Origin of the sequence: Candidatus Amoebophilus asiaticus 5a2, assembly GCF_000020565.1 — a bacterium.
GTDB lineage: Bacteria > Bacteroidota > Bacteroidia > Cytophagales > Amoebophilaceae > Amoebophilus > Amoebophilus asiaticus.
In genome coordinates, this window is record NC_010830.1 from 92,866 (window position 1) to 114,432 (window position 21,567).

A 21,567-nucleotide genomic window follows, 5' to 3' on the forward strand; every position below is an offset into this window, starting at 1 on the left:
ACAACCACTAGAACTCGAGTGTCCACAAACAAAGCTTCTCAACCATCCATCGTATCGGCTAAGTATATATCCATTACTGCAAAAGCGAACTACCGAATAAAATCAAATGACTATAAATGTGATATAAAAATACGTATAGAGAGAGACAACCTTATTTGGTTTTCTATAATCTATGGTTGGGGAATTGAACTTGTTCGCGGGAGGTTTACACCTGCTGGAATTGAACTAATCAACCATGTAGATAAATCCTACCAAGTGTATGATTATGTCAGCTTACAAGCACACTGGCATATACCATGCAGCCATAGTTTAATACAGGCCGCGTTACTTGGCGAATTACACGGCCTAGAAAAAGAATCAACAATCTCGCACTTAGGCAACCAAATCATTCTACAACAACATCAAAATTTTTGGGAGTGCTTAGCAACCTTACATAAACACACCAAACAACTAGCAAGTTTAAGTGTTCTAGATAGCTCATTACAGCATAAATGGCATGTCTCCTATGAGTACAAAAAAGGTTGTCAGCAGGACCTTTTATTTTGTAACCTAAAAGCTTACTTTAAAGATTTTAAACTGTTTTTGCAATATAAAGACATAAGTTTTTCAAGACATCCTTTATCTTTCCCTTTTAATATTCCTCGGCAGTATGATAAGCGGTAAAATATTTTCTAACTGGTATATAGTTGTATTAGCACTTGCGTGCATACCTCTTACTTACGTGGCCGCTCCTGCTAGTAAAGTAAAATTTGAACAAGAAAGGAAAGCATTACTAGAGAAAATAAAAACAATCAACCGAATCTTAGCACAAACTGAGTCTAAAAGAAAAACTAATACAGGGCAATTGACAGCTCTTAACAAAAAGATAGAAACTAATAATTTAATTATTAACTCCCTAACACAAGAAATAAAATCTATTAACCAACAGCTAAATCGCCACCTACAAAAAATAAACACGCTACAAAAAGAATTAGTGCAACTTAAGGATGAGTATGCTAAGATTCTTTTTCTAGGTGCCAAATCGATGCATGATATTAATATCTTAGTTTTCATTTTTTCAGCTAATTCCTTTCACACATTATTACAACGATTACGTGTCACCAAACAATATGCTAAAATTAGAAGAACACACTTTCAAGATATTAAAAAGGTAGATCTGCAGTTACGCTCCCAACGTATAGAACTAGAAAAACAGATTCGTAGAAAGAAACTATTGTTACAAACTAGACAAAGAGAACACCAAGAATTACAAACATTAAAGCAACAACAAAGTAAAATTATTATAGGATTAGAACAGCAGCATGGTAAGTTAGTTAAAGAATTAAACCAACAAAGTGCAGCTATTAAACGTCTAGATAAACTTATTTCTGATATTGTAAAGAAAGAACTGCTTGCAAAAAAAACACCAACCATTGAGCAACCGACAAACTCTTCATCCAATATTTCTACTTATAAACAAGTATTATCTGCTTCTGCTAAAGCATTAGCTGCACAATTTACTCAAAATCGTGGCAAATTACCTTGGCCTGTTAAAACCGGATTTATTAGCAATAAATTTGGTATACGTATGCATCCTGTATTACGTAATGTACAAGTGGAAAATTTAGGCATAGACATACAAACACAAGAGAAAGCCACTGTACATGCTATATTTACTGGTGTTGTAAAAACCATTTCTTTTGTACCAGGAATGAACCAAGTAATTATTATACAGCATGGTGATTATCATACGGTTTATGCTAAACTAGCTTCTGTCAACGTAAAAGTAGGCCAGCAAGTTCAGTCACAAGAACCAATCGGCATTATTTATACAGATAAAAACGGTGTTAGTGAGCTACAATTACAAATTTGGAAAGGTATTCAGAAGCTTAACCCTGCTGTTTGGCTAACCAAGCAACCTATAGAATAGGTTTTTGTTAAAGGTTGGCAATCTATATTATTCTACTTGGCTAAGACAATTCTCCTAAATTTTTACTGTTGTTCCTATATTAACCTTTATTTTTTATACATAAGTTCATTACACAAGACTACCTCGAACAATTTTGATAAGAGACATACATTGAATCACGAAAAAAAGCTTCAAACTTACTAAGCTTCAATATTTCTAATAACATTTCCCATATACCACCAATGCTGTTATAGCAACTCATATAATATGTAAAATAGACATAGTTATTTAACAAGCATACAACAGGTAACTCTAGCTAATGCTAAATATCAATAAAAGGTTATACAAACATTCACTTTGCTATTTTAACACTAAGCTTTATTTTTCTATTAGATTGCTGCTGTGACATATTCTTATTATTCTACTACCCTTTTACAATTTTTTTGAGTTTCTCCATACCATCACTAAATGTCCTCTTCATAGAATTTAATGAACTTGCCAGCTTGCTTCCTTCTAGAAACTTTCTTCTTCTTGTTGAAATGTCACCTGCAGATTGGCTCATTCTAGGTTCAACATTTACCTCACTGTCTTTAGACATTTTCTTTTCATCACTAATTTTATTATCATACTTATTAATTTTTTTAGATTCTTGTTGGCCATCTGAAATAGCCTTATCTTCCTCTGTAAGTTTTTCCAAATCTTTATCTATATAATTATCTCTCTGTTGCTGTAAAATAGGCATATTGAATGTTGTTGTACGATTAGTAATACCTTTTGTATTGGATATTGGTCTATTGTTAGGTTCACTTTTAGGCTCCTGCGGCATACTGCCACCAGTACAGCCACCTAGAGCAAATAACATACATACTATTATAGGTAGTTGGTTACACATTTTAATAAAGTTTTTGTTGGTGTTATTATATTTGAATTTACTTTTTAATTACATTGTTATACTTTACAGAAAAGATAATTTAGAAGCATAAAAATTTAAGTATTTTCCTCTACGTTTTCTATAACTCTAAAAGCAGCTTATTTAGAAACAGATAAACATTTCTGTAACTAAACATACCATTAATCATTAAATCTCCATAGTAAAACTTTGTAAATAAAGGGCTGCTTTGTTAGGCAGCCCCTTATTGTATTTTAGCATTTTTTTAACTAAAATCAAAGTAATAGCGTTAGCTTTTTCTACAAACATAGTTACATTTTATATACATAAATATATATTATCAAACATATTTATGACAATATATTCAACTTTATTATACATAAATATTAATCGTTTTTAAGAGATAAAAAAGAAAACACACAAGACTTATACTAGCTTTACCATTACGATATAAATAGAAGTTTTGTAAAACATATAAGATGCGCACAAATGTTAATATAATAATGATGTGCTAAGAACTTATATTATGTCAGTGGGGAATTTATGCTTGGTTTAACCGTGACTTAATTGCTTATTTTTTATCAACATTTACACTTGCTTAAAGTAAGTTGGTGGTTTACCTTTCATATAAGACAACTAGTATTAATTACTCATGCTATGTAACTGCAGAACTAATTTTCTGCTTTAACTATAAATTAATTGTTTGGCTTTTTACTGAAAATTTGCCTGTGCATAAGATAAATTGACAATTTTTGTATACAAAGTGGTCTTTCCTTAGCAGCTAGATTACGCATTAAGATTATAAGTTAGAAAAATTTGAATCAGCACAAGCTTACATGAACCGATTGAAAAATTTAGGATAGGTTGGATTATCACTTATACAGGTAAGTTTCGGTTGAATTGAAATACCCTTTATAGGGTACGCAACCATAAAATAGAAAGATTTCCGTCAGTTATTGCTAGGCAGCATCGAAGCAATCCAGGGTTGTTACAATAGAGTTCTTCCGAAACTTAACATAAAAGTTCATAGTTATAAATTCCAGCAATAAGATTAAAGCGTAGCCCAAATCTTTTTCTCCTATTTCTGTAACGCTCCGCTAAAATTTTAAACCGCTTGAGCATACCAATTATATGCTCGCTAAGCACCCTTTGGCTGGCTAATTGCTGATTACTCCTCTTATTGGCTTTGGCCAAAGAATGCTTTTTACTGCGTTTTTTAGGCATAAGCGATTTGTCATGTAGCCTCTTTAACCCTTGATAGCCTGTATCTACTATGACTTGACTATGCTGGCTTATATGTACCTTAGATTCCTTAAACAAGCGAAAGTCATGCCGCTTTCCATTTGAAAAACTACTACATATTATGGCTCGCGTTTGCTTATCGACAACTAGTTGTGTCTTTAGTGTATGTCGTTTCTTTTTACCTGAGTAGTAATATCGCTGCTTTTTTTAGGCCGCTCAATGGGGCTCTCTGTAGCATCTATTAAGATTACTGCATATTCCATATCGCTTTTTAACAATGCTTTACGGCCTGGTAAAGTGAATTGACCACTTTTAATTAACGCCTCTTCAATAAAACGGATGGTATAATAGCAATTACTCTCACTTATTCCATAACTTTTTGAAATATGGAAGTATGTGCGGTATCCTCTTAAATATTCTAAAGTCATTAAAAACATTTGTTCACAACTCAGTTTATTAGGCCGCCCTACTTTAGCTTTCTTTGTTTGAATGGCTTTCTGTATGATAGCTAACATTTTGGCAAAGGTCTCAGCCTTTACGCCTGTTAAGCGACGGAATTCTTCTGGCTTTAAGGTTTTTAGATGACTGTTTTCCATTAATCTTTCTGTTTTTTTTATCCCTAATTTATACATTTATGCTTATTCCTTAGGTTTCAGAAGATCTCTAATCAAATACAAATTATTAGATAACAAATCTTGAAATATAGATGATAGCTTAGCCAGCAAATCTATTATATTTCTAGCAACTTGTGTTAATCATAAACTTTCTTGTTAAGTTTCACAAGAGCTTTAATGGTAGCTTAAATAAATTAACAATGACCATTTAAGTATCAAAAGAAAGTGCTACTGATTCTTCTGTGACAGACAAGGTACCTATGGCTCCATGTATAAAAGCTATATTAGGTGCCTTATGTCCAATAGGGAAATTAAAAGCCACAGGAAATTGATATTCTGTCACATGCTCTTTGATAATAGCCTGCACAGACTTACCAAAGGCCATATGCTTTTTATCTTGCATGCCTACCATACTTCCTACTATAAGTCCAGCCAAATGTGCTAATTTACCTGTCCTTTTCAACTGTACTAACATACGGTCTATGGCATAAAGCTGCTCGCCCACATCTTCTAGTACTAATATTTTACCTTTTGTATCTAAGTCTATTTCAGTACCTATATTAGCACATATCATCATTAGATTACCACCTACCACTGGTGCTGAAACATCTCCTACCCTATTATGTATATTAGGTTTAGCAGTAAGTTTTGTAGTACCTGTGAACAAAGCTAATTTTAAGCTATTTATTGAGCTTTGATAAAGACTATCTGGAAAATGCCTAGGCATCTCACCATGAATTGATACTACTCCTAATTGGTGAAGTTTTAAATGCATAGTGGTAAGATCACTAAATCCTATCAGCCACTTAGGATATTGTAAAAATCTAGTAAATTCTAATTTATCTATAATGCGCGTTGTTCCATGTCCTCCCCTATAAGCAAATATAGCTTTGATAGTAGGATCGTCTAACATAGCTTGTAGGTCATTTAATCGCAAATTATCATTTCCTGCAAACTGACCACATCTAGGTCCTATACTTTTACCAATTATAACTTCTAAGCCCCAGCTTTGTAAGATCTCCTTTGTTTGCTTTAATGTTATATCTTTATCTATAGCCCACCAAGCGGGAGCTACTATAGCCACTCTATCTTGCTGCTTTAATAATGGAGGGAAAACTAAAGGCATATTTTGTCCTTGTAGCAACTTACCTTGTCCATTTGCAATATTAAAGAATTGAGAAAGGATAAAATAGAATAATCCTATGAGTATATAAAATCTTAGAGAAAAAATGTGAGCCCGCATAAACTACTTAAAAAATTAGTAGGCCCAATTTTAACAACTTTTCATTTATTAACCAAAATAAATTAGATTTAACCTATATAATTGGCATAAGTATTTCCAATTTAAAAAAAATGTATAACTTTGTAATGCCATACAACATATGGTATATACTAATACAGTGTAATTGTCCGATAGTGTAACGGCAACACGTCTGGTTTTGGTCCAGAAGACTCTAGGTTCGAATCCTAGTCGGACAACAATCTTCTATATTTCCCTAAATTTAGCCAATGTAAGTTAGATACCCATGCAAATCAAAAATCCCTTATTTAGTATCATAGTAGCAGCGCTAGTATTTACAAACAATCATGCACAAACGGCTCAAGTACAATTAACGGCTTTTGAAGCAAATAAGCGTACCAATAAGAATACTTCAAAGTCAACTCAACAAACTAATCAAAAGCAAAGTGTAAATAATCAAGAACTTTCATCATCTCAAGAACAGGATGAAGATAACGATAAAGAGTTTAAGCAGAAGATGAAAGAACAAAGAAAGCTGGAGATAGAAACTGCTCTTATAAGAATTCGGCTAGAACGCGAATTAGCTGAGATACGTGCAGAAATTGAAAGAATTAGGGTACAAAGAGAAGCAGAATCATTAAAATGGGAATTAGAACACGAAAAAAATACTAAAGAGTACGAAAAGCAAATACTTGAGCTCAATCGACAGCGTGATAAAATCATGGCTGAGGTAAGTCTCTCACAGGCTAAATTGACCCAGGCTATGGATAAATTTAATGCTACTTATGTAGAAATACAAAATCAAGTATTATTGCTGAGAACAAACACAGAACAAGTACGTACAGAAATTGAAGAAAAAAAGGCAAAAAAGGAACGATCAGAATATGCAGATGGTAATCCTGAATATTTACAAGACCCACTACTTCCAGATGGCACTTTAGTTCTCTCAGATCGTGCTGTATCATTAGATGGTGTGGTTACTTCCTGGAAGGCTAATTATATTACAGATCGCATTAAGTATTTTAATAATAAAGATAAAACCAAACCTATTTTTATTGTTATTGAAAACTCTCCTGGTGGTAGCGCACTAGCTGGCCTCCATATTGTCCAAGCTATGCAAAACAGCCAAGCGCCCGTCTATGTGGTGCTGAAAACATTTGCCGCATCTATGGCTGCACTGATTACTACGCTAGCTAAAAAGTCTTATGCTTACCCAAATGCTATCCTCTTACACCACCAACCTTGGAGTTTTACTGGTGGTAATTTAAGAGAATTAAAGGAAGAAATAGAATTTATGAAAGAACTATGGAAACGTTTAGGCGGCCAAGTTGCAAAAAAGATGGGTATCTCGCTCGATAAATTAGACAAGCAACTATATGAGAAGGCAAGTAGAGGAGACTGGACAGAATTTGCAGATAATGCTAAAAAAATTAAGTGGGTAGATCATGTAATAACCAATATTAATGATACTGCTATACAGGAAATGCCTAACTCTACGAACTATACATGGCATAAATACATGAAAGACTATTTTGATATGGCAGAAACATCAGTAGACAATAGTAATAACATATATTTACCAGTATTAGGACCTAAAGATTTCTACTATCTATATAATCCAGATAACACATACCAATTGCGTTCAAATAAATAAATTAGCTATACTATTCATAAATAAGTAAATAGAATTACAGATTGAGCCATAGCTCACTATAGGTAGAAAACATCAATCTGTAGTAAGTTATGGCTTATTTTTTTTAGGAGTACGCTTATGGACTTATCTAGATTAAGAGCTTAAAAGCGACGCCTGTATATTCATAATAGTTAGCGGCCAACTATAAATTGATTATACCACCTATCATGAGCTGTTTTACTTTATCAATTAATTATACTAAGTTGCTAGTTAAGAAAAGCTTTATTGATTTGAAAAGCTAGTACTTTGATCAGAAAGCCTTGGAAGGTAACAGCATAAATCTTCCTTAAGAAAAGGCATTTGATACCACTAATGCTAGTCTCTATCACTTTTCGCATGCACTCTTTGAGATAAGCCAGAGAAGATGTATCCTGCCGATGAGCATTCGCTTTACGCTGAGAATAAAGCTTAATCCTATCACCAGCCAACATATTTTCTGGTAGGTAGTTGGTATAAGTCGAGTCAGCATATAATGCACTACCAGCAGGCAAACAGAAAGGCAGTTGATGTAATCCTTTAACATCTGCTTGGCTACCAGCCATTATTGAGAATTCAACTGGGATACCACTACTGGTTGTAATCAATTGCACTTTAATACCATAAAAGTAACGACGTATAGAGGCTTGATAGCCTCTGTAAGCCTCACCTTGTAACAAGTTTACAACTGCTAATACGTATGTTATCGCACACAGCTATTGGAAAGGAATTCAAGATATAATCCTTGCAGGTGGCTACTTGCTTGATGAGATTGCCTATTGCTAAAAAGAGGGTCGTTATCTCTTCTCGTATAGCATACAAACGGCGATTGTACCTACTTTTATCGAGCATGTTAGGGATAAGCCTGGTGGAATACATAAACGATCGAGCGTTGTCAAGATGTCCGCCAAAGTATAACGCTGAGACGATAGCTGTTGTTAGTACCGCTGCATCTGACAATTTCCTTTTTTTATCTTCTTGATGATGCAAACACTTGAGTAAGTCGTCAATAAATGAGTAGATTACTATTGATTGATCAATCATAATGACCTTCGGTTTATTGGTTTATACAAAAACAAAATCGGAGGTTTTTATTTTTTACTTATCTATTACTAACAACTTAGGTTAAATAGTAAAACAGAAGTAAAAGAATATTTAGGGTGGTGTATGTTCGCTGAACAAACCTTAAAGCGTCTACAAAAAGAACTAAACGAGCAGACAGATCTATCATTTACTTATATGTCTAGGAAAACAAGCCGTAGCTTCACACACATAGAATTTAATGCCTTTCCTAATTCTAAAGATTAATCTATCTGGCTTCACAATATGGCAATATATTTAATAGGTGGGATTATTATAAAAAACACTGATACTGGATACAGTAGATATACTCCCTCCTTACCTGGCTGTATTACCGTAGGAGATACCCATCAATTCATATCAGGAATCAGCGTCTTTAAAGGGCGTGCATATGCTAAAAGTCAAAACCACCACTTAATATGAGGATATTGTTGCTGCAATAATTGCTGCGTACCATCTTCTATTTGGTTCGACCTTAAATCAAGCGTATGAACAGTTGTTCCTTGTAAATACTTGCCTAATTGCATAGCTCCTTCTTCATCTATACGATTGTGACCTAAATCAAGCTCCTGTACTTTAGTTCCTTGTAAATGTTGGGCTATCCCGATCGCTCCTTCTGTACCTATTTCATTAAAGCTTAAACGAAGCTCCTTCACCTTCGTTCCTTGTAAATGTTGGACTATTCCGATTGCTCCTACATCGTCTATTTCATTCATACTTAAATCAAGCGTATGCACATTAGTATCTTGTAAAAGCTTGGCTAACTCAATGGCTCCTACATTGCCTATCTCATTACTACCTAGCCCAAGTTTCTCTAGATTAGTACTTTGTAAATACTTGCATAATCTTATGGCGCCTTCTGCGCCCATTTGATTGTCGCCTAAACAAAGCTCCTGCACGTTAGTACCTTCTAAATATTGAGTTAATGCTATGACTCCTTGGCCATCTATATTGTTTCCATTTAAATTAAGCGTATGCACGCGCGTTCCTTGTAAATGCTTAACTAGCTGACCAGCTCTTATCAGGTTATAGCCTAAATTAAGGGTATGCACATTGGTTTCTTGTAAATGCTTGGCTAACTCCATAGCCCCTAATACACTTATTTTGTTCTTGCTTAAGTTAATTGTATGTACGCTGGTTCCTTTTATATACTGAGCTAATGCTATAACTCCTGCATCCTTTATTTTGTTTTCACACAAATCAAGCGTATGAATTCTAGCATCTTTTAAATGCTGAACTAATGCTATGGCACCTTGTGCTCCTATTTTATTAGATTTTAAATTAAGGGTATGTATGTTAGTTTTTTGTAAATGCTGGGCTAATGCTATGGCTCCCCTATCACTTATTTGATTAAATCTCAAATCTATCTCCTGCAAGTTAGTTCCTTGTAAATGCTTAGCCAATGCTTCTGCGCCTTGATCGCCTATTTTATTCATACTTAAATCAAGGGTATGCACTTGTGTTCCCTGCAGGTGCTTAGCCAATGCCTCTGCGCCTGAATCACCCATTTTATTCATGCTTAAATCAACCACATGCACGCGCGTCCCCTGTAAGTGCTTCGCGAATCCTTCTGCTCCTTGATCACCTATTTCACTCCTGCTTAAAACAACCATATGAACGTTTGTTTCCTGCAGGTGCTTAGCAAATCCTTCTAATCCTTGATCACCTATTTGATTATCGCTTATATCAACCGTGTGCACGTTTGTACCTTGTAAATGCTGGGCTAATACTATGGCTCCTTGGTCACCTAGATGATTCCAGCTCAAACCAAGCGTATGTATATTATTTCCTTGTAAGTAAGGCCACCAGCTTTGAGCTAAATTACGTACATGTCCCATTAAGTGATAAAAAATAAAACTAGGGATGGTTGCAGGAGTTAAATCCTTTTTTAGGTTGCTATATTTAAAATCTACTTCCTTGACTTTTACCCAACCACTTGTATCAATAATATGGCAAGGCTTATTCTCAACGCCTACTATACCTGCTTGTCTAAAGCCTGTGATGAGCTTATTCCAATCAGAACTAACTGATCTGGCTGCAAGGACTCCCTCGAAGTCTAGGTAAGAGAAAATGTACTGCCATAATTCCGGCATAATAGTCGGCAAAGTATTGCCTTCTTGTTGCTCAATAGACCTACTGCGAAAGAGGTTGATAAAGAGAGTAGAAAAGGTTAAAATGTAATCCTTGTTATATACTAAAAGGAATAAGTATGCATTTAACCTACACCAGAATAAGCAAGTACCCATACAATTTTAGAAGAATAACTGGATTGAGGCTAGAAACATTTGATAAATTAGTTCAAAAAGTAAGGCCTCTCTTTGAAAAGTTAGAAGCGAGCAAGCTGCGCCATGGACGTCGGAGCCATTTACCTACCTTAGAGGATAAACTGCTCTGTGTTTTGGTATATTACCGCACCTATATTAGCCATGTATTTCTAGGCTACTTATTTAACTTACACAACGCTAACATATGCCGCTTGCTAAGAAAAATGGAGCCCTTACTAGCTAAGAAAATTAGCATTAAAAAAGATAGGACTTTAACCCCAGACAAGGTATTGCGCATATTAGCAGATGTAAGTGAACAGCCTACGCAAAGACCTAGTAAAAAGCAAAAGAAATCTTATTCAGGCAAGAAAAAGAGACATACCATAAAAACAGAGATAGTCATCAGAGAAGATGGGAGAATACTGTCTGTCTCCAAATCACATAAAGGAAGAGTGCATGACTTTAAAATCCGTAAAGGAGAAAAACCCTTACCTAAAGAAAGCTTAAAGCTGGCAGATAGTGGTTATCAAGGCTGGCAAAAGCTACAGAGCAATGTAATGATACCCTACAAAAAGAGCCGTAAGCGGCCATTAACCAAAGAGCAAAAAGACCATAACAGAAAGCTAGCCTCCATACGCATGAAGGTAGAGCATAAGATAAGAGAGATCAAGGTATTTAAAATTATGGCAGAGGTATACAGGAATTTTCAGAAAAAATATAACCTTCGCTTTAACATTATATCCGGGCTTATAAACTTCAAGTACGCTTTTTAACAAATAATGTCGCTAGAGCCAAGCTCCCTTCTTTATTTTATTTAAAATTCTACTCTATTTTACCTCTTTCGCAGTAGGTCTAATCAAATTTTGTTGCTGTTCTTCTCGTATTTCAATCCTTGCTCTTTTTCTTCTACCTTGCTCGCCTTCGTGCTCATTCACTTCTTCTATAGGCAAATTGGTTGAACCTCCACAGCTTTGTAAGAGTAAGCTGATAAGTAAAAAGCATACCATTATTGGCAGAGGCAAGAAGTAACGTCTTCTCATATTTTTATTTAGCAAGGAGACGTATTAATTTCTATTGAACTTAAATGCAAGGAATTTAGATGGTAGGTATAGATATCCTTATTTACATGCAAAAAAGCATTACCAATTCCTTTAATTTTTTGCGCTCTATTCCTAATTCTGATTTAAACTTATGATCGTAGATGAATAATAATATATAAGATAAACTTCATAATAATACTTCTACTCCTACCTTTGTATATCAGTTTAACTCCTCTTTTGCTTACTATATTTTTGTAAAGTACTACCAAAAACTATATATAATAACATACTTAATGCAACACCTTCGATACGCCAACCACCAATTAAAAATGCAGCCGTTAATATAAATATATATTTGATACGATTAGCCCTCCAACTGTAGCCTGAAAATTTAAAAGCTATAAAAGGAATATTAGATACTAATAGCAAAGAACCTAATATAGATAGCGTTGCAAGTGTATAAGGATGAGCAAGTATATGACTGATAGCTGGGTAATTATTACGAGTAATAACATTAGGCAAAGTGCTAATAAAAATACCATAAGCAGTAGTAGACAAGCCCAGAAAAACATCCTTTTGAGCTATATCTATATTAAACTTAGCTAAGCGTAATGCTGCACATAAAGTTATAAGTATGGCTATATAAGGCAAAAATGGAGAAGAACTTTGTAACTCTAATAGTGAGAACATAATAACAGTAGGTAGAAATCCGAAAGTAATTAGATCTGCTAAGGAGTCTAGCTGCTTGCCTAATGAGGAGTGAACTCGTAAAGCCCTGGCTACAAATCCATCTAAAAAATCAAAACAAGCGCCTATCCTAATAAGAAGTGCCGCATAAATAAGATTACCTTTTAATGCTAAAATAACCCCTATGCTACCACTAGCTAAATTGAGTAAAGTTAAAAAATTGGGTAAATGTTTTTTCATATTGGCATTAAACAATTAAAATGTATTAGAAACTAAAGCTAGGAAATAGCAAAATTACATAAATATAAAAAGTATTATAGAATTGTTAATCTAATACAGGAGTATTGCACTCTTGGATGATATTACAAGATAGCTTTAAAGATATTCTTCTAAAGTCTAAAAAAGACATTTAGATACTTATAAATTGACTAAAAATGCATTTATAGATAAAAATTTAGTCAGCAGAGCTGATATTTTTTACTAATCGATTGACTAACCTAAATTATCCCACTATTTTTGACTAGTTAAACTATATTACACATCATGAAAAATAAAGGGCTTATTATATTTTTAACCACCATAGTCTCATTACTTTGTTTATACTATTTATCTTTCTCTGTAATTGATGCCAATGTACAAAGAAAAGCTACTCAATATGCCACCAGTCAGAATGGCAACCTTGACTTTTTAAAAAAACAAGCATATTTAGACGATGTATGGAAAAAGCCTGTACTGAATTTGTTTGGATTAACATATACTTATGAAGAAGTAAAAGAAAATGCACTCAACCTAGGCTTAGATCTACAAGGTGGTATGCATGTAACTTTAGAAGTATCACCAGTAGAACTAATCCAAGGACTATCAGGTAACTCTAAAGATGAAAAATTCTTAGCTGCCATTAAGATGGCTGAACAGAAACAGCACACTAAAGCTTCCCTTCCTTTTACAAAACTCTTTTATCAAGCTTATAAAGAAATTTCTCCAGAAGGAAAATTCAGTGATATATTCGCCACTGCTGCTAATAGAAATCGCGTAACTCGTCATGCAAGTGATCAAGAAATTTTAAAATATTTAGATACAGAAATTGAGCATGCTATAGATAGAGCTTTCGAAATCATCAGGTCTCGTATAGATCGCTTTGGGACCTCACAACCTAATATCCAGCGCTTACAAGGTACAGGTAAAATACAGATAGAATTACCTGGTGTTAATAATCCTGAACGTGTTCGAAAACTATTACAAGGAGTTGCACAATTAAGATTTTGGAAAGTATACGAATTATCTCAGATTGATAAAATTCTCCAGGCAGTTAACAGCCTATTAGTAGCAGAAGAAAAAGGAAAGGCTAAAGTAGAACCAACTAAGCCGTCTGATAATGCTAATAATAGCGCTGCAAAAGAATTAACAGCTCAATTGGAACAAGGGATAAGCACCCCTAAGGAACAGGACGAGAACATTATCTCTCCTCTCTATAAATTACTAAAACTAAAACCAGGCCATGGATTAACTTATAGCGTAGAAGATATCCATATCATCCAACAAATACTAGAAAGACCAGATGTAAAACTACTTTTTCCTAAAGATTTGATGTGGTTATGGGACGTTAAGCCACATAAATTAGAGAATGGAACAGAAGTATTATCCGTACATCCTATCCAAATAGGAAAAAACAATCTTCCCTTACTAGAAGGAGATGTAATAACAGATGCTCGCCAGGTTTTTGATAAATATGGTAAGCCGGCTGTAAGCATGCAGATGAATGGGCAAGGTGCCAAGCTTTGGAAAAATATTACAGCTAGTAATATTGGAAAAAGTATTGCTATTACATTAGATAACAAAGTTTATTCAGCTCCTACTGTTAATACAGAAATTCCAGATGGGAATTCTCAAATAACAGGCAACTTTAGTATAGAAGAAGCAAAAGATTTGGCAAACATTCTTAAGGCAGGCTCATTGCCTGCTCCTGTTAAAATTACAGAAGAGGCCATTATAGGACCCACTTTAAGTAAAACAGCTCAAGCACAAGGTATTACTTCTATGGCTTTAGGATTAGCTGTAGTAGTTCTATTTATGCTGCTTTACTATGCAAAAGGTGGTATAGTCGCTAACTTAGCACTTCTCTTCAATATTTTATTTATACTAGGTATTTTAGCACAATTTAATGCTGCGCTCACACTATCTGGTATTGCAGGTATTGTGCTTACTATAGGCATGTCAATAGACGCAAACGTACTTATTTTTGAACGTATTCGAGAGGAGTTAAGAATAGGAAACAAAATGAGAGAGGCTATTAATAAAGGCTATCAAAAAGCCTATAGTTCTATTATTGACTCTAATGTCACCACATTTTTAACGGGTGCTATACTATACGGCTTGGGACAAGGTCCTGTTCGAGGATTTGCGACTACATTAATGATTGGTATTGTTACCTCCTTTTTCACAGCAGTATTTATTACAAGACTTATTTTTACTTGGTGGGCAAAGAACAGTAAAGAAGATAATATTAGTTTCTCTTTTGTGTTTAACAAGAATGTGTTAACCAACTGCCGCATAGACTTTATGGGTAAACGAAAACTGTTTTATGTAGCATCTAGCTTATTTATTGCTATAGGCCTTCTGCTAATTGTTAAGCAAGGAGGACTTAACTTAGGTGTGGATTTTACAGGTGGCAGATCCTATGTAATCAATTTTAGCGAGCCTGTGGAAACGGCACTTTTAAAAACTAAACTAGCAGAACAGCTAGGAGATCAAAGTACCGAGGTTAAGTCATATGGAGCCAATAACGTTGTAAAAATCACTACCAGCTATTTGATACAAGAGACCTCTTCAGAAGCTGAAGAAAAAGCTAAAAATACGCTGGTAAGCAGCATACAAGAGTCTACTAAATTTAGTTATACAGATGATGTAACAGGCGCTAAAAATCCAAGCTTCGCTATTGTTAGTATTTCTAAAGTAGGACCAAGCATAGCAGGAGATATACAAGCATCTGCTAAAAAATCAATTATTTTTTCACTGCTCGTTATATTTGGCTATATAGTTATACGGTTCCGCCGATGGCAGTTTGGGCTTTCAGCTGTTATAGCTTTATTGCACGACAGTCTTACTGTATTTACAACTTTTGCTATAGCTAGAGCTTTTGGATATACTTACGAGATAGATCAGGTTTTTATAGCCGCTATACTTACTATTATTGGGTACTCCATTAACGATACTGTTGTAATATTTGATCGTATTCGAGAAATGCAGCGTTTACATCCTAACGAGAATTTTACTTCAATAGCCAATAAATCCATTAACGACACTTTAAGCAGAACCTTAATTACTTCATTTACTACTTTAGTAGCTGTATTCATTCTATTCGTATGGGGTGGTGAGGTTCTTAGAGGTTTTTCTTTTGCATTACTAGTAGGAATTACTTTTGGAAGCTACTCTTCTATATGTATTGCTGCACCACTTATTTTAGACTTTAGCAAAAGAAACTATCAAAAAAGAATTATTAATAAGGATACCAATCCTTATGCAAAGAGATAGAGACTTGTTATTAAATAATAGCTTCTTTCGAAACTATAGAATCACTTGTGTTTAGATAAGTTTCTGACTACTTTAAGTTTAGTTTCGAAAGAGGCCTAATGACAACTAATAGAATTGGAAACGTATTGTTATACTTGTACACTACTTTATTTCATGCTTTAGTTAGCTAGACTAAATGATATATAGTGCATAATCTATAGTTTTTAATAATAATGTACTCTTTCGAGTTTCTAATTTATATACCATGCTTAAAATGAGGCTATTTACACAACCAACTTTATTCATTGTGTTAGTGTGCTTAATAATATTAGCAGCTTGTTCGGATTGTGATAATAATGAAACTGAAATCCAGATAAAAAAACCACGAACAGTATCAGCAGACGAAGTTCGTGTCAAAGCACAGGCCATAGGTATTATAATAAATAGCAAAGGGGATATTGTACCCCCTTATCCTCCCAAAGCAGGTACAGAAGGCGAGTATATTTTACATTATGCTATCTTTGAAGGAGCAGATATCCAACTTATAAAATACTTATTAGAAACATTAAACCAAAAATACCTTGATAATAAGTTTAAGGGATTACTTAGTACACGCGATTTAGAGCAACATACTCCTTTTATGCGTGCTGTAAACGGTGGAGATACATCAATTATACAACTTTTAATAGATTATGGGTTACGCCCTACAAAAAACGAAATAGACTATGCAATTAATCATAGTTTATCACAAGATAATGCTGAGTTGCTAGCTTATATATTAAGACTAGCCACAAAAAACAACGCACACAGTCAGGTAAAATATCTTACTGATATATTAGGTTCTGTAGCAGAACAAGGAAAAGCTAACATAGTAGAGTATATCTTAAAGATGCCAAATGTTGATATCTATACTAAGGATGACAAAGGGAATACACCTCTCCATAATGCCATTAAAGCTAAGAGTGAAAAGGTTGTAAGATCATTATTGAAAAAAGGAACTAACAATATAAATATAAAGAATAAGGAAGGGAAAACTCCTCTTGTTTTAGCTATTGAGAATGGTTCACAACCTATTGTGAGAACTTTGATAAATTTTGGGGCACAGCTCACAAAGCCTGAACATCCAGAGGACTTTCCTCTCGAGTATAGATTAGCCAGAGAAGACTTAATAGTACAAAAAACACAAAATGGCAAAGAAGATAATAATAAGAAAGGTATAGTAAATATTTTACAGGGGAGATTTGGTATAGCAGATAAAAAACTCAAAGAAATTTTAGAGAAGAAATTAGAGAAAAAAGAAGTTACACATTCAAGTCTAGACGATATAGATTAGTTGTACGCTTACATTGCTATAGAAAAAAGCACCTACTTTTCTATAGCAATGTAAAAGCTTTTACAATAGAGTCCTGCTGAAGCCTCACAAAATCTAGCTATATGCTATATACCTATTGAAATGGGGCTAATGTATTTATCAATTTCTTCTTTCGCAGAAGTTCTATTACAAAATAGCTGTCAAATCTGCAGAAAATATGTTAATGATTGCTCACGCTATGGTCCTCTTAAATAGACTTAACTATTTGTGAAGACAGGTTTTTATAGTTTGATTAGACATTATTGAGCCAGATTCAAACGTAAAGGAAAATGTTATAGCAAGCAGATGCACGTGATTGAAAAGTCGCTTAACTTATTGATGGCTAAATTAAATAATCAATTATCTATATTAATTTAAAAATACCACTTTGTGAAACAAAGCGCACGACAAGTAAATACCTTTTTACCTGCTTTTCTTCTTTGTAAGTCTTTGATTATCTTGCCTATAACTAAAACTGGTTGCCATGAAAAATAAGAATCAATTCACTATAATAACAAGGGGGCTAGGCATCTTAATAGTTTCTATATTGCTAAATAGTTGTGGTGTCATAGATGGAAATATGAAGGAAAATCATACAAATTCAAGCAACGACAAAGGAAAAGAGCATAAGCATAATTATGACAAAGTAGTTTGTTTGTGCCCTGTTTGCAAAGGAGGATGTAGATATTTTTATAGACTGAGTAATAGGGAAGTAGTACTTCTCTGTGAAGAATGTTCTGCTGTCTGGTTAGGAACTAAAAATCTTGATCGAGATGGTATAGCTACTGATGATGTACTGAAAGAACAATTCAATGTGGCAGACCCTGAGGAGCTCTTTGATGAAGGAGCCAGATGGGCAACAAAAGAAGAAGCTGAACGAAGCACTAAATGGGCAGGGCTTGAAAAAAGTACTGAATTTGTCTGCACTTATTGAGCTATAACCCCTATTACTATTATATCTCTATACTTCATTTGTATAGCTGGTATATATTTATATTGCTAACAACTTAAGATAAGCCTTATAGTAAGGCTTATCGACTTTAAAGGTTCTAATGAAATATCTATGTATGCTATAAAACGAATTTTTATCCTTTATCTATATCTTCTTTACGTTTACGCCTATCAAGCACAACCTATCCTAGCTATGCATCAGCAGTCGGGAAGGAATCTTACAGAAGAGGCTCGAACACTCGAAGATAGCGGCGATATTCGATATACTTCTCCTGCAGGGTTAGTTTATACCAAGAGTAAACGAGTTAAGATACGAATAGCTCATATACAGGTGCACCTTAATGATAGTACAATTAAACCAGTACATACTTTCTTTAAAACAGGTACAGCAGTGCACAATGATATTATTAGGTTCATTGATGAAATTTTTAATGAATTTCAGAATAATAATATTGATGTAAGCAGTCAAGATAGAACTGAAGACGCGGATGTAGGAAATATAACACTTGGTGGAAACCTATACCAAGTAATAGATAATTATAATGGCAATGAGCATACATATACTATTATTCCATTAGCTAATCAAGCGACACCTTATCCTATTATTGGGACTAATGGTGGTACACATGGTGATGGAGGTAATTTGTATGGATATTGTTTAAAGCTAGCAGTGAAAGGAAGTGATATTCTAATAAATACATTGTTCCCATGTTAGCATGAAAATGTCCATTATACCATATAAGGGCAAGGCTTTGGCTGATGGGTCCCATTCATTGATGATACGTATTAGCGACCAAATACCTCTCTACTGGTCTTTCACGCCCTACTGATTTATGGGATTTCCAAAAGCATATACCTAAAAGGAGTCATCCTAATCGAAAGGAAACAGCTTACCATACTTAGCTTTTAGAATTGGAAAGTGAACAAAGTCGACTTTCTAAAACGTTTTCTGATAACCTAAACGTATAACGACCCAACCATATTTCATAAGTATTATAAACAGGGCCAAGGATACAAGAGGTAAATGTCTACTATGTTATAATTATAATAGACACTCCAAAATTCCCTCTTTTTATTGTCTAAAAAATCGTATCTCCCTATATTAGTAGACACTTATTCTAATAATCCATTTTATAGACATATTTTATGAGAACCTTTGGTTATGCACGTGTTTCAACCAGCCAACAATCACTCGAGATCCAACTCAAGGCACTTGAGGAAGCTGGTGCTCATCCACACCTTATCTTTACTGATAAAGCTAGCGGTAGTGATACCCAGCGCACAGGATTACAACTTCTGCGCCTTAAAGTTGAGAAAGGTGATCTAATCCTCGTTAAAAAGTTAGATCGCCTTGGCAGGGATACGGCCGATATGATTCAGCTTGTGAAAGATTTCGATGCCATAGGGGTTGCTATTCGTTTCCTAGATAATGACATTAGCACTGAAGGTACGATGGGTAAAATGGTGGTGACCATCCTTGCAGCAGTTGCCCAAGCAGAAAGACAAAGAATACTTGAGCGAACTAATGAAGGAAGGCTTGAGGCAAAAGCTAATAATATAAAGTTCGGAAGAAAAAGATCAGTCGATAGGGAAAAGATTATCGATCTTTATAAAGCAGGTATAGGAGCTACCCAAATAGCAAAACAGACAGGCATTGGGCGATCAACTGTATATAAGCTTCTCAGTGAAGCTCACATAATTTAGAATTGACTTATCGTTAGTTTTTGTTCTACTGAATTTTTTAACCCTCTAACACTTTAATGGTAACTACTACTCCCCAAAACAGGAATACTTCAAAACTACGCTATCAAGAGATTGATATACTACGCGGTATAGCAGCTTTAAGTATGATTGCATTTCATACTACTTTTATAATTCAAACTATTTTTAAAAAACATATAAGCTCAAGCTTATTGTTTTGGCAAGGTACACCTATACTCATAGGAGGAACATTTATTATTTTAGCAGGTTTGTCACTGTATATAGCAGTACAAAAGGGTAAATATTCTAACCCTCTAGTACTACTACAAAGAAGCGGATCTTTATTTTGTCTCGGCATCTTAATTACCGTTAGTACTTATTTATTAAATATAGGTGGCGTAGTATATTTTGGTATCCTGCATTGTATAGGATTATCTACATTTATTAGCTTTTATTTATTATCCTTGCCTAAATATATTCTTTTAGTAATGGGATTACTACTAATTGGCATAGGCATGTATTGGAACTTTAACCAGTCACTTTGCTTACATACTAGCCTTTTTTGGTTGTATCATTGCCATTGTGCTAGCTTAAGGCCGATGTTAGATTATTATCCTCTTGTCCCATGGCTAGGGTTTATGTTAGTAGGTATTGTTTTAGGAAAGCAATATTATCCTAAAGGGGAATGTGTTTTTTATCTTAGGATATTTTCTAAAGTGGCTTTTTATACGCGTCCCATTAGCTTTTTAGGCAAGCACTCTTTGTTTATTTATTGCATCCATACACCCATTATCTTTATTATACTATATTTAATACTGGCATAAAATTCTAGGTACTAAGGAAAACATACAACAGGAAATGTGAGATGCCACACCAAAATAGACGATTAAAGCCTTGAATAAATGTTTCAGTTAATTACAGCTGGGACATTCATTCAAATTAATAATCTTTCTAAGACAAAATTCTTTATAAGTTTCTATTAATAAATAAACGTACTTTATAATTTACTTCGTGAAGCCACCCCACAAGGGATAAAAATTAACCAGACTTACTTAAAGGGTTTTAGCAACGAAGTAATCGACGAGGCGAACAGCTTTTTACTCTGAGTAGAGCAAAGTAGCGATTAGAGTAAACCGACCATTTTACCCCTTGAGCCAAATAGCCCATAAATCCTTGATTTAGCTATTTATTTAATTGATTTTTTCTTTATAGTTCTTCTGAAACCCTACAAAAACTACACATAAACCTATTTAAGCGCAGGCAAGTGATAGATTTCAGAAGAATTCTTTTAAATGGCTTTTTGTTAGCTTATAATTTTGCTCGTAGACTCAAGGGTAAAACTCCTTGGCAATTGTTAGAGGAGCAATGTGAGAAAAATCCTCACTTTTTTCACCAAAATATTACTACCTTCACCAAGGGACTAAACACTAATTGTGTATCA

General features: G+C 34.3%; 16 protein-coding genes, 1 tRNA gene and 5 pseudogenes. 15 read left to right on the forward strand and 7 right to left on the reverse strand.

Annotation, left to right across the window (positions count from 1 at the left end; all coding sequences use genetic code 11):
* The first annotated feature begins 18 nt into the window (after nt 1-18).
* Both AASI_RS00390 and AASI_RS00395 read left to right on the forward strand, forming a co-directional pair.
* A complete protein-coding gene (locus AASI_RS00390; protein WP_044282687.1) occupies nt 19-663 on the forward strand; it encodes a DUF4292 domain-containing protein in 645 nt (214 codons plus the stop codon).
* Nucleotides 650-1,909, forward strand: a complete 1,260-nt coding sequence (locus AASI_RS00395; RefSeq protein WP_012472301.1) for a murein hydrolase activator EnvC family protein — start codon at nt 650-652, stop codon at nt 1,907-1,909. Before AASI_RS00390 ends, AASI_RS00395 begins: the two co-directional genes overlap by 14 nt.
* Before the next feature lie 403 nt (nt 1,910-2,312).
* Here AASI_RS00395 and AASI_RS00400 read toward each other — a convergent pair whose 3' ends face one another.
* From AASI_RS00400 to AASI_RS00415, 3 genes are all read right to left on the reverse strand, one after another.
* Nucleotides 2,313-2,780: a hypothetical protein gene (locus AASI_RS00400; protein WP_148204901.1), complete on the reverse strand. Its 468-nt coding sequence runs from the start codon at nt 2,778-2,780 to the stop codon at nt 2,313-2,315.
* Nucleotides 2,781-3,788: 1,008 nt separating this feature from the next.
* A protein-coding gene (locus AASI_RS07835; protein ID WP_148204992.1) for an IS5-like element ISCaa3 family transposase occupies nt 3,789-4,615 on the reverse strand; the annotation gives its coding sequence in 2 pieces (ribosomal slippage) (nt 3,789-4,228 and nt 4,228-4,615; 828 coding nt in all).
* Between the two features lie 226 nt (nt 4,616-4,841).
* On the reverse strand, nt 4,842-5,876 hold the full coding sequence (locus AASI_RS00415) for a S66 peptidase family protein (protein ID WP_012472304.1): 1,035 nt from the start codon (nt 5,874-5,876) through the stop codon (nt 4,842-4,844).
* Nucleotides 5,877-6,040: 164 nt separating this feature from the next.
* Between AASI_RS00415 and AASI_RS00420 the strand changes: the two genes are divergently transcribed.
* Both AASI_RS00420 and AASI_RS07495 read left to right on the forward strand, forming a co-directional pair.
* A tRNA-Gln gene (locus AASI_RS00420) sits at nt 6,041-6,112 on the forward strand.
* A 47-nt stretch (nt 6,113-6,159) separates the two neighbouring features.
* Nucleotides 6,160-7,527: an ATP-dependent Clp protease proteolytic subunit gene (locus AASI_RS07495; protein WP_012472305.1), complete on the forward strand. Its 1,368-nt coding sequence runs from the start codon at nt 6,160-6,162 to the stop codon at nt 7,525-7,527.
* A gap of 245 nt (nt 7,528-7,772) precedes the next feature.
* On the opposite strand, the pseudogene AASI_RS00430 reads toward AASI_RS07495, so the two are convergent.
* Nucleotides 7,773-8,586, reverse strand: a pseudogene (locus tag AASI_RS00430) (IS982 family transposase).
* Between the two features lie 114 nt (nt 8,587-8,700).
* Between AASI_RS00430 and AASI_RS09255 the strand changes: the two are divergent.
* Nucleotides 8,701-8,850, forward strand: a pseudogene (locus tag AASI_RS09255) (hypothetical protein); the annotation flags it as partial.
* A gap of 173 nt (nt 8,851-9,023) precedes the next feature.
* Here the strand turns inward: AASI_RS09255 and AASI_RS00435 are convergent.
* A complete protein-coding gene (locus tag AASI_RS00435) occupies nt 9,024-10,715 on the reverse strand; it encodes an F-box protein (protein WP_187146273.1) in 1,692 nt (563 codons plus the stop codon).
* A 116-nt stretch (nt 10,716-10,831) separates the two neighbouring features.
* Here AASI_RS00435 and AASI_RS00440 point away from each other — a divergent pair, with 116 nt between their 5' ends.
* On the forward strand, nt 10,832-11,659 hold the full coding sequence (locus tag AASI_RS00440; RefSeq protein ID WP_083758785.1) for an IS5-like element ISCaa6 family transposase: 828 nt from the start codon (nt 10,832-10,834) through the stop codon (nt 11,657-11,659).
* A 54-nt stretch (nt 11,660-11,713) separates the two neighbouring features.
* Here the strand turns inward: AASI_RS00440 and AASI_RS00445 are convergent, their stop codons facing one another.
* Both AASI_RS00445 and pssA read right to left on the reverse strand, forming a co-directional pair.
* The gene (locus AASI_RS00445) at nt 11,714-11,926 is read right to left on the reverse strand and encodes a hypothetical protein (protein ID WP_148204902.1); all 213 of its coding nucleotides are present in this window, start codon (nt 11,924-11,926) and stop codon (nt 11,714-11,716) included.
* A gap of 225 nt (nt 11,927-12,151) precedes the next feature.
* A complete protein-coding gene (gene pssA / locus AASI_RS00450) occupies nt 12,152-12,853 on the reverse strand; it encodes a CDP-diacylglycerol--serine O-phosphatidyltransferase (RefSeq protein ID WP_012472310.1) in 702 nt (233 codons plus the stop codon).
* Between the two features lie 303 nt (nt 12,854-13,156).
* Between pssA and secDF the strand changes: the two genes are divergently transcribed.
* The 9 genes and pseudogenes from secDF to AASI_RS09020 all read left to right on the forward strand — a co-directional run.
* Complete coding sequence (gene secDF / locus AASI_RS00455; RefSeq protein WP_012472311.1) at nt 13,157-16,144, forward strand: protein translocase subunit SecDF; 2,988 nt, start codon at nt 13,157-13,159, stop codon at nt 16,142-16,144.
* A 286-nt stretch (nt 16,145-16,430) separates the two neighbouring features.
* Nucleotides 16,431-17,456: an ankyrin repeat domain-containing protein gene (locus tag AASI_RS00460; RefSeq protein WP_187146274.1), complete on the forward strand. Its 1,026-nt coding sequence runs from the start codon at nt 16,431-16,433 to the stop codon at nt 17,454-17,456.
* A 255-nt stretch (nt 17,457-17,711) separates the two neighbouring features.
* Nucleotides 17,712-17,852 (forward strand): annotated as a pseudogene (locus tag AASI_RS08520) (IS1-like element ISCaa4 family transposase); the annotation flags it as partial.
* A gap of 106 nt (nt 17,853-17,958) precedes the next feature.
* Complete coding sequence (locus AASI_RS00465) at nt 17,959-18,408, forward strand: hypothetical protein (protein ID WP_012472313.1); 450 nt, start codon at nt 17,959-17,961, stop codon at nt 18,406-18,408.
* Between the two features lie 210 nt (nt 18,409-18,618).
* On the forward strand, nt 18,619-19,140 hold the full coding sequence (locus AASI_RS00470) for a hypothetical protein (RefSeq protein ID WP_148204903.1): 522 nt from the start codon (nt 18,619-18,621) through the stop codon (nt 19,138-19,140).
* 89 nt (nt 19,141-19,229) lie between these two features.
* Nucleotides 19,230-19,328 (forward strand): annotated as a pseudogene (locus AASI_RS09260) (hypothetical protein); the annotation flags it as partial.
* Nucleotides 19,329-19,571: 243 nt separating this feature from the next.
* Nucleotides 19,572-20,129, forward strand: a complete 558-nt coding sequence (locus AASI_RS00475; RefSeq protein WP_012472314.1) for a recombinase family protein — start codon at nt 19,572-19,574, stop codon at nt 20,127-20,129.
* Nucleotides 20,130-20,185: 56 nt separating this feature from the next.
* Nucleotides 20,186-20,950: a DUF1624 domain-containing protein gene (locus AASI_RS00480; protein ID WP_012472315.1), complete on the forward strand. Its 765-nt coding sequence runs from the start codon at nt 20,186-20,188 to the stop codon at nt 20,948-20,950.
* A 464-nt stretch (nt 20,951-21,414) separates the two neighbouring features.
* A pseudogene (locus tag AASI_RS09020) lies at nt 21,415-21,550 on the forward strand (IS481 family transposase); the annotation flags it as partial.
* Between the last annotated feature and the right edge of the window lie 17 nt (nt 21,551-21,567).

Coding starts and splice junctions, on each gene's coding strand:
- AASI_RS00465 (WP_012472313.1), top strand. CDS start 17,959: ATGAAAAATAAGAATCAATTCACTATAATAACAAGGGGGCTAGGCATC.
- AASI_RS00445 (WP_148204902.1), bottom strand. CDS start 11,926: ATGAGAAGACGTTACTTCTTGCCTCTGCCAATAATGGTATGCTTTTTA.
- AASI_RS00470 (WP_148204903.1), top strand. CDS start 18,619: ATGCATCAGCAGTCGGGAAGGAATCTTACAGAAGAGGCTCGAACACTC.
- secDF (WP_012472311.1), top strand. CDS start 13,157: ATGAAAAATAAAGGGCTTATTATATTTTTAACCACCATAGTCTCATTA.
- AASI_RS07495 (WP_012472305.1), top strand. CDS start 6,160: ATGCAAATCAAAAATCCCTTATTTAGTATCATAGTAGCAGCGCTAGTA.
- AASI_RS00480 (WP_012472315.1), top strand. CDS start 20,186: ATGGTAACTACTACTCCCCAAAACAGGAATACTTCAAAACTACGCTAT.
- AASI_RS00475 (WP_012472314.1), top strand. CDS start 19,572: ATGAGAACCTTTGGTTATGCACGTGTTTCAACCAGCCAACAATCACTC.
- AASI_RS00400 (WP_148204901.1), bottom strand. CDS start 2,780: ATGTGTAACCAACTACCTATAATAGTATGTATGTTATTTGCTCTAGGT.
- AASI_RS00395 (WP_012472301.1), top strand. CDS start 650: ATGATAAGCGGTAAAATATTTTCTAACTGGTATATAGTTGTATTAGCA.
- pssA (WP_012472310.1), bottom strand. CDS start 12,853: ATGAAAAAACATTTACCCAATTTTTTAACTTTACTCAATTTAGCTAGT.
- AASI_RS00415 (WP_012472304.1), bottom strand. CDS start 5,876: ATGCGGGCTCACATTTTTTCTCTAAGATTTTATATACTCATAGGATTA.
- AASI_RS00440 (WP_083758785.1), top strand. CDS start 10,832: ATGCATTTAACCTACACCAGAATAAGCAAGTACCCATACAATTTTAGA.
- AASI_RS00435 (WP_187146273.1), bottom strand. CDS start 10,715: ATGCCGGAATTATGGCAGTACATTTTCTCTTACCTAGACTTCGAGGGA.